This window comes from Chryseobacterium sp. PTM-20240506 (assembly GCF_048296755.1).
GTDB classification, from domain to species: Bacteria; Bacteroidota; Bacteroidia; order Flavobacteriales; family Weeksellaceae; genus Chryseobacterium; species Chryseobacterium proteolyticum.
This window is the reverse complement of record NZ_CP182581.1, coordinates 4,812,036-4,826,942: the sequence shown is the minus strand read 5'-3', so window position 1 is coordinate 4,826,942 and position 14,907 is coordinate 4,812,036. Positions and strand designations below refer to the sequence as shown.

16 protein-coding genes are annotated in these 14,907 nt (G+C 36.1%); 7 read left to right on the top strand and 9 right to left on the bottom strand.

Going from position 1 to position 14,907, the window contains the following annotated elements; translation table 11 throughout:
• Positions 1-7: 7 nt before the first annotated feature.
• Both ACNFU2_RS21615 and ACNFU2_RS21610 read right to left on the bottom strand, forming a co-directional pair.
• Positions 8-1,120: an HmuY family protein gene (locus ACNFU2_RS21615; RefSeq protein ID WP_273647445.1), complete on the bottom strand. Its 1,113-nt coding sequence runs from the start codon at positions 1,118-1,120 to the stop codon at positions 8-10.
• Positions 1,121-1,132: 12 nt separating this feature from the next.
• The gene (locus tag ACNFU2_RS21610; RefSeq protein WP_273647444.1) at positions 1,133-3,235 is read right to left on the bottom strand and encodes a TonB-dependent receptor plug domain-containing protein; all 2,103 of its coding nucleotides are present in this window, start codon (positions 3,233-3,235) and stop codon (positions 1,133-1,135) included.
• A gap of 93 nt (positions 3,236-3,328) precedes the next feature.
• On the opposite strand from ACNFU2_RS21610, the gene ACNFU2_RS21605 reads away from it, so the two are divergent.
• Positions 3,329-4,132, top strand: a complete 804-nt coding sequence (locus tag ACNFU2_RS21605) for a T9SS-dependent choice-of-anchor J family protein (RefSeq protein ID WP_306611465.1) — start codon at positions 3,329-3,331, stop codon at positions 4,130-4,132.
• A gap of 207 nt (positions 4,133-4,339) precedes the next feature.
• Positions 4,340-5,611: a T9SS type A sorting domain-containing protein gene (locus ACNFU2_RS21600; RefSeq protein WP_273647442.1), complete on the top strand. Its 1,272-nt coding sequence runs from the start codon at positions 4,340-4,342 to the stop codon at positions 5,609-5,611.
• Positions 5,612-5,692: 81 nt separating this feature from the next.
• On the opposite strand, the gene ACNFU2_RS21595 is transcribed toward ACNFU2_RS21600, so the two are convergent.
• The 3 genes from ACNFU2_RS21595 to ACNFU2_RS21585 all read right to left on the bottom strand — a co-directional run bounded on the left by ACNFU2_RS21595 (position 5,693) and on the right by ACNFU2_RS21585 (position 7,568).
• Positions 5,693-5,983, bottom strand: a complete 291-nt coding sequence (locus ACNFU2_RS21595) for a putative quinol monooxygenase (RefSeq protein WP_273647441.1) — start codon at positions 5,981-5,983, stop codon at positions 5,693-5,695.
• A gap of 83 nt (positions 5,984-6,066) precedes the next feature.
• Positions 6,067-6,954: a sulfite exporter TauE/SafE family protein gene (locus tag ACNFU2_RS21590; RefSeq protein ID WP_273647440.1), complete on the bottom strand. Its 888-nt coding sequence runs from the start codon at positions 6,952-6,954 to the stop codon at positions 6,067-6,069.
• Positions 6,955-7,160: 206 nt separating this feature from the next.
• Positions 7,161-7,568, bottom strand: coding sequence for an RrF2 family transcriptional regulator (locus ACNFU2_RS21585; RefSeq protein ID WP_172277557.1), 408 nt, complete (start codon positions 7,566-7,568; stop codon positions 7,161-7,163).
• 314 nt (positions 7,569-7,882) lie between these two features.
• Here ACNFU2_RS21585 and ACNFU2_RS21580 point away from each other — a divergent pair, with 314 nt between their 5' ends.
• A complete protein-coding gene (locus ACNFU2_RS21580; RefSeq protein ID WP_273647439.1) occupies positions 7,883-8,311 on the top strand; it encodes a DUF4268 domain-containing protein in 429 nt (142 codons plus the stop codon).
• Positions 8,312-8,483: 172 nt separating this feature from the next.
• Here ACNFU2_RS21580 and ACNFU2_RS21575 read toward each other — a convergent pair whose 3' ends face one another.
• Positions 8,484-9,002, bottom strand: a complete 519-nt coding sequence (locus tag ACNFU2_RS21575; RefSeq protein ID WP_273647438.1) for a thermonuclease family protein — start codon at positions 9,000-9,002, stop codon at positions 8,484-8,486.
• Positions 9,003-9,233: 231 nt separating this feature from the next.
• Between ACNFU2_RS21575 and ACNFU2_RS21570 the strand changes: the two genes are divergently transcribed.
• The 4 genes from ACNFU2_RS21570 to ACNFU2_RS21555 all read left to right on the top strand — a co-directional run bounded on the left by ACNFU2_RS21570 (position 9,234) and on the right by ACNFU2_RS21555 (position 11,727).
• Entirely contained in the window at positions 9,234-9,803 is a 570-nt protein-coding gene (locus tag ACNFU2_RS21570; protein WP_172277549.1) for a Crp/Fnr family transcriptional regulator, read from the top strand.
• A gap of 75 nt (positions 9,804-9,878) precedes the next feature.
• Positions 9,879-10,616, top strand: coding sequence for an SDR family oxidoreductase (locus ACNFU2_RS21565; RefSeq protein ID WP_273647437.1), 738 nt, complete (start codon positions 9,879-9,881; stop codon positions 10,614-10,616).
• A gap of 116 nt (positions 10,617-10,732) precedes the next feature.
• The gene (locus ACNFU2_RS21560; protein ID WP_273647436.1) at positions 10,733-11,224 is read left to right on the top strand and encodes a hypothetical protein; all 492 of its coding nucleotides are present in this window, start codon (positions 10,733-10,735) and stop codon (positions 11,222-11,224) included.
• Positions 11,225-11,280: 56 nt separating this feature from the next.
• Positions 11,281-11,727, top strand: a complete 447-nt coding sequence (locus ACNFU2_RS21555) for a DUF1801 domain-containing protein (protein WP_273647435.1) — start codon at positions 11,281-11,283, stop codon at positions 11,725-11,727.
• A 62-nt stretch (positions 11,728-11,789) separates the two neighbouring features.
• Here ACNFU2_RS21555 and gldG read toward each other — a convergent pair whose 3' ends face one another.
• Genes gldG through ACNFU2_RS21540 form a run of 3 tightly spaced genes read right to left on the bottom strand, consistent with a single transcriptional unit; the run spans position 11,790 to position 14,801 of the window.
• The gene (gldG, locus tag ACNFU2_RS21550; protein WP_273647434.1) at positions 11,790-13,457 is read right to left on the bottom strand and encodes a gliding motility-associated ABC transporter substrate-binding protein GldG; all 1,668 of its coding nucleotides are present in this window, start codon (positions 13,455-13,457) and stop codon (positions 11,790-11,792) included.
• 4 nt (positions 13,458-13,461) lie between these two features.
• Positions 13,462-14,190: an ABC transporter permease gene (locus tag ACNFU2_RS21545; RefSeq protein WP_172277531.1), complete on the bottom strand. Its 729-nt coding sequence runs from the start codon at positions 14,188-14,190 to the stop codon at positions 13,462-13,464.
• 56 nt (positions 14,191-14,246) lie between these two features.
• Complete coding sequence (locus ACNFU2_RS21540) at positions 14,247-14,801, bottom strand: CopD family protein (RefSeq protein ID WP_172277528.1); 555 nt, start codon at positions 14,799-14,801, stop codon at positions 14,247-14,249.
• Between the last annotated feature and the right edge of the window lie 106 nt (positions 14,802-14,907).

The following is a 14,907-nucleotide window of genomic DNA, read 5'->3' as shown; positions in this document are numbered from 1 at the left end:
TGATTTATTATAAAGGTTCAAATTCAAAACTGGCATGCCCCCGATTTCCCTGAGGATCTTTCATTTTATTAAATCTAAGCTTGAAGTAAAAGCCCTCAGCATCTTTTAATACAAAGAAACGGTCAGCGTACACGAATGCTCCCGGCACTTCGCTTGTTCCGGTAGTCGTTCTCCATTTATCCCCAATTGCTCTTTGATCAGTAGATACAAGCTTCGCCTGATCTACATTGCTTAACTTAAATGAGTTATAGGCCTGATCCAGGTTTCCGGAAGCCGTTACCTGATACGCACTCACTCCACTGGCCGTATTGGTGATTATGAAATCAGCATAAAAATAGCTTCCTGCGCTATTTCCCGGACCCATAAAAACTTCATTGGTAAATGTGGTAAAGGCTAAATCCCAATTCTTTTTCTTTGGCTGGATTGTAGCCGGAGCACCCGTTTTAAGATTGAAGAAATTAAAATTGTATTCTGTATCTTTTGTTATCATATACTCCTGGTAGGTAGTTGCATTGATGTCGGCATATCTTAATTTATATCCGTTAGGAGCTCTTAAAATCTGAATTTTTTTCCATCCTCTGGGATCGGATGATAGTGAAACAGATCCTGCAGCAATATTAGAGTTTGGATCTGCTAAATTTCGTCCCAGGTTAACCAAATAAACAGGATTGTCAGAATCGTTCTCTTTGATAGGCTCTATCGCTGAAGACTGGTTTAAAAAATTACCATCAGGATTATCCACATACTTCATATTAGCAGCATCAAATGTACCTACCTGAACTTTTTCTTTCAGATCGGCTACATCAGATTCTTTTACAGTATTGATGTTCGTAGCATTAGGAATTTTCGCAACAGCCATTGCAATAGACCCGTTTAAAATTACCCTATATTCATCTCCTGTATAAAATCCAAGATCCCAGTCTGTCCTTTTATTGATCGTATGATTTTTTGCATCACTTAAGTCGATCCAAACCTGATTGGCTTCTGTGGGTCCGCCTACATCGGCGCTTACTTCAGAACCTGTCATCTTGGGAACCTGAACAGGATCTTCATCAGCTGAAAGACAAGACTGTACAGCAGCAATAATGAATAGAAATGAAAATATCTTTAAATACTTCATGATATATTTTTTTTAGAATTGATACATTAATCTTGCGAAATAGCTTCTTCCATAGTACAAATTCAGACGGTCAGATCCTGCAGTATGTGCATTTCCTCCGTTTGCAGTGGAATTAATGGTAGTAACATCAAAAATGTTTTTAACTCCTGCAGAAAGTTCAAGCTGATTTTTCCAGAATGGCTGGCTTACAATAAAATCCATCATGTGGAATCCATCATTTTTCCCTAAGCGGAATGCATTACCTTCTAATACATACAGCCTTGACGGCCCCGTATACTTATAATAAAGATTAAAAGCAGTTCCTGCATTTTTTAGTTTATAGGAAACATTAGCTCCTGTCTGAAAATTATACTGAAAGTCCGTTGGTGAGGCAATATCCATATCTTGTTTTGACACAGAAATACCATTTAGGGAAGTCCTTACTCCTAAAGTAAACTGGTCTTTGACAATATTGGCATTGGCACCAAACAAAAGACTTCTGTACGTATCTATGTTCATGTACTTATAAGTGGAAGGTCTTTTAATCATAACCATTTCAATTTTATCTTTCAGATCAACGTACAGAGCTTCCAGGTTATAATTGAATTTCCATCCATTTCCTATGGTGAAGCCCTGATCCCAGAATGCACCGACAGAATATCCTTTTTCAGGAGTAAGATCAGGATTTCCCTGAATGTCGTGATTTACGTTAACGAAATAAGTGAACATTTCATCATAGGTAGGATAGCGATTGGCTGTTCCGAAAATACCTCTTAGATTGGAATTTTCAGATGTTTTCAGCCTTGCAGACACCGAATAGTTGAATTGATTATCAAATTTGTTGCTGAGCGATAATCTTGCTCCGGGTCTTACTGAGAATTTATCCGAAACATTCCACTCTGCAGAAATAAAGTTGCCATAGGTAAAAATTTTTCTTCTGATATTTTGCCCGTCAAAATCCCCTGCAATTAATGCAGCATACCCGTTGGTATGGTCTAATTCGTAGCCTAACTGGAAGTCAAATTTCTTGTTATCGAGAAAATTACTGAACATTCCTCTTGAATAAAATACATCGGTCTTGTAATAAGATCTTTCATCATAATGGGTATCTTTAGCTCTGTTGGGTATATCATATACATAATCAAAGTACTTCCGATCCTGATTCTGATAAGAGAAATCTCCCGTGTAGCGGATCTGGCCCAGGTTGGTCTGAATATTCAACTGATGAAGCCAACGCTCCGTATTATATTCCCTGTCTGTACTTGTATAGGTTACACCACCTTGTCCGTCATTAAGTGAAATTCTGTCAACTTTAGGATTATAAAAATTAAATTTTTCGCTTAAGTAAGATATTTTATAGAAAACTGAAGTTTTATTCTTGGTGTACTTGATCAATCCTGTTGCTTCATACTGATCTTTTGGATTCCATTCATAACCCCGTTTATTATCTTGTCCGAAATACTTATATCCTTCACTATTTCCCTGATATCCCATAAATTGATTATGGTTAAAACTTATATTGGTAAACCAGTGATCGTTAAAGTTGTAACCTACATTCACATTCTGAATATGTCTGCCTTTCCCTCTTTTCCTTAAATCATAGCCATCCCTCACCGTTTCCTCCTGTAGTGCCGCTCTTATACTTAATTTTTTATGACTGCTTTTTTTAGTGATGATATTAATAACGCCTGCCAGTGCACCATTACCATATTCCACGCCCATGCTTCCTTTTACAACTTCAATCCTCTCAATATTACTTAAACTGATCTTCGTAAGGTCTATATTACTTCCTAAACCCGTATCTCCTACAACCGGAATATTATCTATCAAAATTTTGACATAGCTCCCGCCTAATCCCATGATATTAGCAGTTGAATTTCCGGAATTGGTATCTGGAGTGATTTGTATGTTAAGTGTTTGGTTAAGAACGTCAGCAGCGTTGGTCGCCGCCATATTTTTTATTTGTTCAGCATCAATAACTTCAACTTTATAAATCGATTTATTGATCGATTGTTGCATATACTGTCCTGTGATAACAACTTCTTCAATTTTTTTCTGATTAAGAGAATCTTTTTCCTGTGCATTCATCCAAAAGACTATGGATAATGAGAGTATAGAAAGCACCTTCTTCTTCATAGACACAAATTTTCGACAAATATAATGCTTTATTTAGAACAGATAAAAATAATTTATTACTTTTGTCGAATAATTCTAAATAAAAATAATATTATGAATCTAAAATTACTTTCTGGAGTTTTAATGTTTTCTGCGATTGCAATTAATGCTCAGTTACCAACAATAAATGAGAATTTTGATAATTTCACTTCAGGCAGCACAACTTTCCCCCAAAACGGATGGACTGCTAAACTAGCGCCCAATCCGATGCCCTTTCCCCCAGCGCCGTTAATGATCGTTACAACTGATGCAAACAAGGCTGTTCAGGCTTACTCGGGAAACAATACAAGCGAGCCTTCGTATTTAATTACCCCTCAGATTGTTGCTCCTGCAGGAGATAAATCGTTATCATTTACTACCAGCTTAGTATCTCCTTCGCCTGGTCCGGGCAGTATTCAAATTGGGCTGGCTTCCAATCCAACAGATATGTCTACATTTACACCTGTTGGAAATCCTGTAACGTTATCAACCGTAGGTACTAATGTGAATGTGAATGTAAATATTCCTGCATCCACTTCTACCTACATTGTTTTCAAATTTACACCAACAGCAAGCCACGTGGCGATCCAAATTGATAATGTGGTCTATAATACTACATCAAGTCTGGCTGTATCTGACCCTATCAAATCAAAAGATGCTATCCAATTTGCTGTTAACCCAGAAAACACAGCATTGCAATTTGTAACAAAAAAAGATCTTAAAAATATTGGGGTTTATTCTTCAGCGGGTCAAAAAGTAGCTGAAGGAAAGTTAAATAATCAAAGATTCGATATCAGCACATTACAAACAGGTATCTATTACATTGTTATTGAAACAAAAGACGGCTCAGTCACAAAATCAAAATTCATCAAAAAATAAGATCTATTAGATATTAACTTATGTTTTGTTAAGGCTGGCTTTTTGAAGTCAGCCTTTTATGTTCAAAATCCATGAAAGGGTCTACTGTCACGCTAAAGTTTAAAAAAAATTAATCTTAAAACACGACAAAAGTCATGTTTTTATTTAGAATCATTAAAAATAAATATATAATTTTGTAGAATAATTCTAAATAACTAACAATAAGAGATGAGAACAAAACTACTTTTGACTTCAATGCTTGCACTGGCTGTACATCAAACAGTATTAGCCCAAACAGATGTTAATGGGTATACAACGGTCAATTTAACCACTGGTCCCAACTATCAAAACCGGGTATTCTTTGACTTCAGTACAAATAATATTATTTCGCAACCTGCAGATTCATGGGATATTGCATTTTTTAGAAATTCAAGTATGAGTTTTGGAACAAGAATCAATGACGCCCAAAATATAGAGGTTTACCAGGCCTCTGCAGTACCAGCGGATTGGGATAATATTAACATCGCCAATATAGCATCATGGGGATCTCCATTATATAATCCGGACCAGACGACTTCTCTTCAGGAAGGAGCATTTGAGCAAGGTTCAGCTACGTACGGATGGGGAGACTATAACGGAGGGACCCATCATATCGATGGAAAAGTAATTTTTGTTTTAAAATACCTTTCTAGCAATACTTATGTAAAATTTATGATTACCGATTACTTCGGTGGTTATACTTTTAAGTATTCTAAATGGAACGGATCATCGTGGGAAGCAACGCAAACCAAAACAATTGCGAACGGAACAGATGATGCCTACTTTAATTATTTCTCATTTACTACGGGAGACAAAGTAGCTAATCTTGAACCACCAAAGGCAAACTGGGATTTGATGTTTACAAGATATTGGACATTCTATATGAATATTATGATGTACAGAATGTCTGGAGTTATTCAGAGTCCTACTACTAAGGTTGCAAAAGTTCAACCGGAAACACAGGAAGTTGCAACTTCAAACATTCCAGTATCCACCGCTTTTTCCTCGAATATTACATCAATCGGCCATTCATGGAAGCCAACATCCGGGATTTATAATGATGTTGTTTACTATGTAAAACAAGGTTCGGAATATTACAGAATGTATTTTACTTCTAACGGTGGAGCGTCTACAGGAAATATGTATTTTAAATATAAAAATATCAGCTCAACTTTAGGAATCAAAGAGGTTGGCACCAAAGCTTCCTTTGGATTGTATCCTAATCCTACAACAGCTGATAAAAAAGTGACCGTACTTTTTGATGTAAAAGAAAAGGCAAACAATAAAGGAAGTGTAGAAGTATATGATCTTTCAGGAAAACAAGTCTATAAATCAGAGCTTACCAATCAAACCGGTTTCTATAAGCAAGACCTTAATTTATCTATGCTTACTTCAGGAACCTATCTTGTTAAAATAACTTATGGTGGAAATAGTGAAACCAAAAAGTTAATCGTAAAATAAAAATCTTAAATTTTAATACTTTCTATTTTTTCTAATAAAAGGCTGTCTACAATGGTAAACAGCCTTTTAACATTGGGTTTGTTAATAGATTTTAAATCCTTTGTATACTTCCGTTGAGCTTTCCATCATTCTGGAAGAATCCGTACGGAAATTGAGAAGATGATCCTGCCCCAGATGATTATTATGGTGTTCTGATGTTTCCCATAATTCTATCAGAAAAAAAGTTCCTTTATTATCCTTATCTTCAATAAGGTCGTACTGCAGGCAGCCATCTTCTTTTCTTGTTTCTCTTACCAGGGTCTGAAACAATTCTACCGCTTCCATCAAGTAATTTTCATTAAACTTAAAAAGCGCAACAATATGTAAATTCATATGCTATTTATTATGCTGTAAAAGTAAAATATTTTCAAAACTGAAAATCGTTTTGAGCCTTTTATTTTTCCACAATAATCGTACTATTTGAAAATGGATTTGTATATGGTTATCAGACTCATTACAATAACCAGACTTCCTATGAATAAAAACATCTTTTTCACCGGTAATCTGGCAGTGAGCATTGCTGAAAAAGGTGCTGTTATAATTCCTCCGATCAAAAGACCCAGAATAATATTCCAATGCTGAATTCCCAGGGTAAAAAAGAAGGTTATTGCAGCAGTTATGGTTAAAATAAACTTGGCTACAGTAGAACTTCCTACTGCAAATCTGGGAGTAAAAGCATTCTTAATTAAAGTCCCTGTAACCAAGGGGCCCCATCCTCCCCCTGCAAAAGAATCTATGAACCCTCCGATCAGCCCCAGGCTTGTGAGATTCGTTTTTCTTTTCAGAGCTTTATTTTGTTTAGGCTTAAAGGCGTTGGATAAGATTTGAAAACCAAGATATAAAGTATAAAATGCAATAATAGTTTTGGTAATTTTAGAATAGTATTCTCCGAGATATGTAAGAGATAATGCACCGATGATGGCTCCTATAACCGCCGGAATAGATAGTTTTCTAACCAATGTCTTGCTTACATTCTTCAATTTGATATGACTGATGCTTCCCGCAGCAGTTGTAAAGCTTTCAGCAGAATGAATACTTGCACTTACGATATGGGGCGGAATATTAAGAAAGAGAAGTGTTGTTGTACAAATCACACCATAACCCATTCCCATTGATCCGGCAACAATTTCTGCAAAAACCCCCACCAACAACATCCAGTAAAATATATAATTGTCTTTTGCGAGGATATGGGTCAGTTCATCAAGATACCCCATGCTGTACATGGAAAAAACAACAATAACCAATATAGCAACCGTTACCAGTAATACATTCAACCTTACCTGCATTTTTCTTGAGATGACCATTCTATACAAGTATTAGTTTAACAACACTTTCAGGTAAGAACATATTTTTGGTAAGCTGGCCTCTGCATTCCTTCTGCAAAAGCCACATTAGTGTATCTGCAACATTTTTTGAAATCATAGTTTGTTCATTTGGCATCCTGCAAATATCAAACAAAATAATTATCCTACCAAAAAAGTAGACTAACAATTCAAAAAAAAGGACCCGATCAGTCGATCAGATCCATTAATGTTTTTTCTTCTAAAATTTTAAGCGAAGCATCCCGAACCTCAATGAGGACATCGTGCAAACCACAATGATCTTCGTTGCAATCGTCACATTTTTCATAAAAATTAAGACTTACACAAGGAAGCATTGCAATAGGACCATTAACCAGGCGAATGATCTTCGCCAGTTTTACATCGGCAGGATTTTCTTTAAAGAAGTATCCACCACCCTTGCCTTTCTTGCTATCAAGGATATCAGATTTCTTGAGTTCAAGCAGAATATTTTCCAGAAATTTAAGCGGAATCTTCTTATGTTCCGCAATTTCAGAAATAAGGGTTGGCCCTTCATTTCTTTTTTCTACAAGATATGAAAGTGCCTTAAAAGCATATTGAGATTTTTTTGACAGCATTACAGCAAATTTAAGAAAATAGTTTCATATGTGGGAAGTCGTGAAATTGCTAATTTACCGAATGGTGAAATCATCTAATTGTGAAGCTGTTGGAATAGAAAATAGCAAAATCACTGAGGTGCAAGATTGCTTTTAAATAGCTCTTTTTTTCTTTTATCAAACTCTAAGATTTCAATCTTTACTATATCTTTCTCCATCCTTAAGGCGTTTTTATCGATTAAGTGAATTCACAATTTTACCAATAAGTAACTCCGCTTTTTCGCCTTTTCCTCTCTTCCCCCTCCCTTTTCCTCATAATTCATTAAATTTGCGGTATGTTCAGTAAACAAGAAGCACAGCAACTAAAGAAAGAATTTTGGACCGCCTTTGGGAAATCTTTTCCAAGAAAATGGATGTTGTACGATACCAAGATCAAAGATTTTTCTTTCAAATTCCATGCGGATAATAAAAAAGCCGAAGTATCCCTGGATATTGAAATGAAGGATGAGATTTTCAGAAATGCGTATTATGAAAAGATATGGTCTTTGGAGGACATTCTAAAAGATTATGTGGGAGATTTTAATAAAGATGAGTTTTTTACACTGGAAAACGGAAAAGTTATCAGTAAGATCTGGATTGAAAAGCATCATGTTTCAATTTTCAATAAAAATACGTGGAGCGAAATATTTGAATTTTTTGTCGAAAAAATGGATGGCTTTGAAAGGTTCTACTATGAATATGAAGATTTTATCAAAGACGTGTAAATAATGACCATCATTCTTGAGTTATTAATCCGGTTATTTCTTGGAATACTCCATATTCTTGTGGAGATATTCTTTCAACAAATAATTTATGGCGTTATAAAATATCTATATCGAAAGATTAAGAATATTCTTAAACTATTCTGATGAGCAACCCTGACAGCTGATAAATTATTTACCTTGCTATTTCTCTTAGAGAATTTCCTGATAATTTAGCTTTTGCTCTAAGTTGGGAAGCTTCTCTTTTTTTTTTCCTCCATTCCCATGGAGAAATTGTTTCACTTCCGGACCATAATCCTAATTTAAGACTTCTGGCTTTTGATTCAAGTACTCCAAGGTTTTCATTATTGGAGTATTGGTAATACCACCATCCCAATCCTTTTTTTATAATCTCTTCGGACAGGTACTGATCTTTATCGAAATATACTTTGGCAATGATGCGTCCGTACCGGTCAGAAGTGGTTTTATAGTATAGGATCTCTTTTCCAAATACCAGATCACTTGTCAGTTGTTTGGCGTTTTTTCCAAATGGCTGACCTTTCTCAGGACAATCTACCTCAGCAAGACGTAATGTGGTCTGGTTATTATTTTTATCAAGAACCAGGATCGTATCACCGTCCTTAATACCGATTACTTTTGCTTTGATTTGCGCCAAAACTAACCCTGAAGTCCCTATCAATAGTACAAAAAACATCTTCCCCAGCCTTTTCATGTATTTTTCTTCTTTAGTATAAACAAAATTCGCGAGGCAATTTTAGCTATTTTAAACATAATATCGTTTACTTTTCTCTGAATATTATCCACAAATTGTTTATTGTTCAGGAAATTCCTTTATAAATAATTGTACAGCAAACCATAATAGCTTTAAAAGTATTTTTTGCCAAAAGGCAAATACGGTATCATTTTCTTTAGCTAAATTTCGGACATGAAAGAATTATTCAATTTCGTTTTAAGGTTTGGGAATCTCAATGAACAGCAGATCGAATTTATAAAAAGTAAATCCACCGAACTTCATCTTTCCAGAGATGAATATTTTTCCGAAGCCGGAAAAATTGCCAGACAGGTAGGATTTATCGTTGATGGTATTCTACGGGTCTGCTATTATGATAATAAAGGAGAAGAAATTACCAAATACTTTATCGAGGAAAATAATCTGGTCGTGGATCTGGAAAGTTTTGATAACGAAATTCATTCCAGCACATACGTTCAGGCAGTTACGGATTGTACGATGATCGTTTTTTCACGGAAAGACTGGCTCGAACTGTTGCAGACCATTGTCGGATGGGAAGCTATTGTTCATAAAATTATTTCAAGAGCACTGATCCAGAAGGTAGAAAGAAGAAGCCCTCTGGTTTCAGAAGATGCGACCACCCGTTATCTCAAATTTCTTGAAATCTACCCTACTGTGGTCAACCGGATTCCTCTTTCCTATATCGCCTCATATCTTGGTATCACACAGTCTTCCCTGAGCAGGATAAGAAAAAATATACGCTAAAATCACTTTTTGCCAAATGACAAAAGATCTCATTTTTTAATACCTCACCTTTACATCACTAAATAAAACAAGAAAATGAAATCAGTATTAATCACAGGTGCCAACAGAAGTATTGGCCTGGAAACTGCAAAACAACTCTCTTCAAAAGGACTATTGGTCTACCTTGGAAGCCGCAGTCTTGAAAAAGGAGAAGCTGTAGTAAAAGAACTTCAGGAAAAAGGATATCAGAATATCAAAGCAATTGAGATAGACGTTACCAACCCCGATTCTATTTCGGAAGCGAGGAATACTATTGAAAGGGAACAGGGAAAACTGGATGTTCTCATCAATAACGCAGGAATTCTGGGTATCAATCCGCAAACGGCTTCAGAAACTTCTATTAAGGACATCCAGCAAGTCTTCGACACCAACTTCTTCGGAGTCATCAGCGTTACACAGGCTTTCTTAGATCTTCTTAAAAAGTCAGACAGCCCGAGAATCAGCAATATCACATCCGGGCTCGGTTCTCTGACTTTACATAGCGATCCCAGCTGGAAGTATTATCATGTAAAGGGAGCCGCTTACGGGCCATCAAAATCAGCGTTGAATGCATACACGATTGTTTTGGCGTATGAATTAAGGGAACTTCCCTTTAAGGTCAATGTAATAGATCCCGGCTATACGGCAACAGACTTCAATGCCCACAGCGGTCCGGGATCCGTAGAAAGCGCTGCTTCTTTTATCATTAAGCACACTCTGACTGATGAAAACGGACCAACAGGTCAGTATTTCAGTAATGATATTGAAGATGAGATTGGAATTAGTCCTTGGTAGATTTGTACAATTTGATTTTTTGTACAATGTAAAAAGTAAAAAATGTATCAATGATTTTAGAGAGACCTTAAGGTTTCTCTTTTTTGTTTTCCTATTTTTGTTACATACATACTAGCATGAATATTTTTAATAAAACAGAAATCAAATACATCGTCATCCAGATTATTGCTTTTAACTTTATTCTTATTCCGCCAAGGTTATTTTCCTATTTAACGGATATACACCTTTCGCAGTTGTTTTTAAATTCGGCTAAAAACTCTGGTAGTTTAATTGAACTGTTTGAGAAAAACAATATTGATTCCATTCGATTCAATGACCTTATCAGTACGATCAGAAATTACCAGACTGTAGGGTTTATTATTGGCTGTCTGATCTGTATATGGATCACCTCAAAACGAAAATTAAGCTGGATCAATTCTTTAATTGTTATTGTGATCAGCTTTTTACTTATATTTTTAAAACAGGCATCATTTCCCTTTAAACCTTTGTATCTGGAACATTGGTTTAATCAATTTGAAATCTATGTCTATTTTAGTGGTTGCTTATTTTTGGTAATAAGTCTATCTTTATTTTATTTAAGTTATAAGATGAGACTCAGCAAAACTTAGAATTATAATATAAAGTTTACTCTTCAAGCTTATAACCATCTCTGTACGAAGAAAATATGTACTTTACCACGATGACCATACAAAAACAAATCAACCATTACATTTCCACTCAATCAGACACGAAACGCCGAGATATGGAAACCCTGCATCAGTACATTCTGCAAGTGATGCCAGAATGTAAATTATGGTTTATGAATGGTAAAAATGAAGAAGGAAAAACGGTTTCCAATCCTAATATCGGATATGGTTTCCGGGTCATGAAATATGCTGATGGAAGTACCCGGGATTTTTACCAGATTGGCCTCAGCGCTAATACAACAGGTATTTCAATTTACATTCTTGGTATTGATGATAAAAACTATTTACCCCAAGCCTATGGTGAAAAAATAGGAAAAGCCAGTGTGACCGGTTATTGTATTAAGTTCAAAGCATTGAAAGATATCGATATTGAAGTGCTTGGAGAAGCGATACGAGACGGTATTAGTAAGAACCTGATACAGTAAAATATATTCTGATCAATAAAAAAGAGAAACCGTAAAGTTTCTCTTTTTCAATTCATTATCGTTTAATTGAATTTTCTTTTTCTCAACCAGAAGAACAATCCTCCGAGTAACCCAATAATGACTAGCGGAAGCAGCAAATTAAACCATTGCCAGTTGGTCTTTTCTTCTGTAATTCTCTGTCTATCCAGTAGCCTTTCTTCGATATTCCTGTTTCTTAGTTCCATCAGGTTGCTGTCATCTAAAAGGAAATCCAAAGCGTTTCGCAGGAACTGTTCATTTCCAAATTGTTCATTGGTTAATAAATCTACTCCTAACGGCAAAGGTTCTCCCTTGATCACTTTATTTCTTCCTACGTCACCATCTGCAATCACGATCATTTTATTTTCCGGGCTCTGACCTTTAAAACCAGGATAGGATTTTCTTTCAATTCTCGAAGCATAAGCGGAGGTAAATTTCCCTTCCAATGCTACAGCAAAGATTTTCGGAGTACTTGGCTTTTCCATTTGCCCAAGACTATCTACGCTGGAAATTTCTTTCAGATCCACATAATTCGGAACCTGTTTCAATAAAGTCCTTTCACTCGATTCAAAAAGAACTTTGGTTTTAATATTCTTTCTGCCTAAAGTATCAATTGATGTGGGAAATTCAAATTTTACCGGATTGATATTCTTGGTGATCGGTTCGTTCTTTTCAGCAATTCCCAAAGGGAAATAGGGCCATGGAAGACTTGTATACTGCGGGTTACCACTCACCTCTCCCGTTACCAGCCTTAACAAAGCAAATTTCTTTACATCTTTAACCAAAGCAGGATTGATCCTGATTCCATAGTTGAAGAAGAAATCAGTCATGTTGATATCCACCGGGAATGGCATTACCTTTTTAGATCGGGTTAAGGTATCCATTTCAGCATTTACGGCATCAATCATCCATAATGTTTTTCCTCCGTTCATAATATACTGGTCCAGGATCACTTTTTCACCATCTGTAAATGCTTTTCTCGGCTTTGCAATGACCAGAGCGCTCATTTGTTTCAGCAACGGAACATCCGCAGCCGTTAGCTCAACCTGGTTTTTAGGAATCACAGGACCGGCATCGTAGTTTTCTAATGCCAAATGCATAAAACCCTGGAATTCTCCCGGACTTAATTCATCCTGGTTAACCAAAACTCCTATTTTCTTTCTTTTATCAGTGGCAATATTCTTGATGTTCGATACAAGATTATATTCTAAATTTTCAATGGATTTCGTCAGCTGTTCATCGGCATTGATATTGGCCTGCTGTACCACCAGCGGGATAGAAACGCCGCCCTTGTTGTATTTAAGAACCGCATACGGAAATAATACGATCTGGGAGACTTTACCGTCTTTTACATCCGGAAGAACGGAAGGCTGCATTCCCATCGCCATCAAAGTATCCTGGGACATTTTGGTTTTGATGGGATCAATAAATTTAAAATCAATTTTCGGATTGATCTTTCTGAATTCCTCCAGCATAAACTTCGTTTCACTTTGCAATTGTTTGAAGCTGGCCGGGAAATCTCCTTCCAGATATACCTCCACAGTCAGAGGCTTTTTAACCGATTCCAATACTTTGATGGTATTATCGGAAAGGGTATATCTTTTTTCTTTCGTTAAATCCAATCTGATCCCAGAAACGGCAAGAATAATCACTAAAGGCAGGATCACAAACAATAAAATCCCTAATGGAGATTTAAAAGGTATCTTCTTCATAATTCTACTTCTTTTTATTGATAAAATGATTGGACAACACTAATGAAACACCGATGATCAGAACAAAATAGGCTACATCTTTGAAATCGATCAACCCTCTTGTAAATCCAAGGAAATGCTGATAAAAACCTATATTCTGTAAGATAAAATCTGCTCCACCCAACAATTTATAGCTTGCTAACTGCTCGATTCCGAAATACATGATAAAACACATGAAAACACCTAACAGATAAGCCATGATCTGATTCTGAGACAACGATGACGCTAAAATCCCTACACCCGAAAAAGCAGCGATAAGCATGATCAATCCGATATAACTCCCAAAGGTCATTCCCAGGTCAATATTCCCTGCAGGAACTCCTAAAACATAAACGGTATACAGATAGATCAACGAAGGAATGAGGCATAAGATGCCGACTACCCAAACGGAAAGAAACTTTCCTAATACTAGGTCCGATATTTTTAAAGGCTGGGAAAACAACCAGTACAAAGTTCCCGTTTGCTGCTCCTCTGCAAAAGTTTTCATGGAAAGCGCCGGAATAATGAACATCAGTAGCCATGGGACCAAAACAAAATAGCTTTGTAATGAGGCCATTCCGATCTCAAAGATATTAGAGTCGTTGTCGAAAAAAAACAAAAAAAGAGTCGCTATCAGACTGAAAGCTGCGATAATGATCCACGCACTCCAGTTCCCGAAGTAACTCCAAAGTTCTTTTTTTAAAATTGCAATCATAGTTTTTTAGTAAAATGTAAAAGGGATTGTATTGATGTACACACGATACCCTTTTTCTATTGTTTCTTTTTTTTGTTTTTATTGACCAGTTTCACGGTCATCATGATTAAAAATACAAGAACGAAAAATCCGGCAATTAATTGCCACCAGTACTCAATTACTGAAGATTTCAGAATAACGGTAAAAACGACGAGGAATAAAATGAATGTGGCAATCTCATTCGCCTGTCTCAGTTTTATGTTAGCTGTCTGTAATGTATTTCCGTGAAGTGCTTTTAATTGAAGAACTTTTTTCCAGCACCAGTAATGGTAGATCGCCAGACCGACAAGAAATGTTAGTTTTAAATGAAACCAAGGCATTTTCATCAATCCTGTATTGAGAAAGATCATCACCAGTCCGCAAACCGCCATGATCACTCCTGCAGGAACTGTAATGATATTCCAAAGCCTTCTTGCCATGAAGGTATACTGTTCTCTTAGGATACTTTTCTTTTCTTCAGAGAATTCATCGGTATCTTTATAGTAAACAAATATCCTGACAAGGTAAAAAATCCCTGCAAAATAACTGACCATAAAAATAATGTGCAGCGCTTTGATTATTGTGTAAAGCATTTTAAAAACTTTCTATTTTTTATAAAACAATACGATACCATACTTCCGTCTCTCACTTCAACCTTTGAAATAACTTTGGGATCATCAGCCACAAAAACAGCCGAAC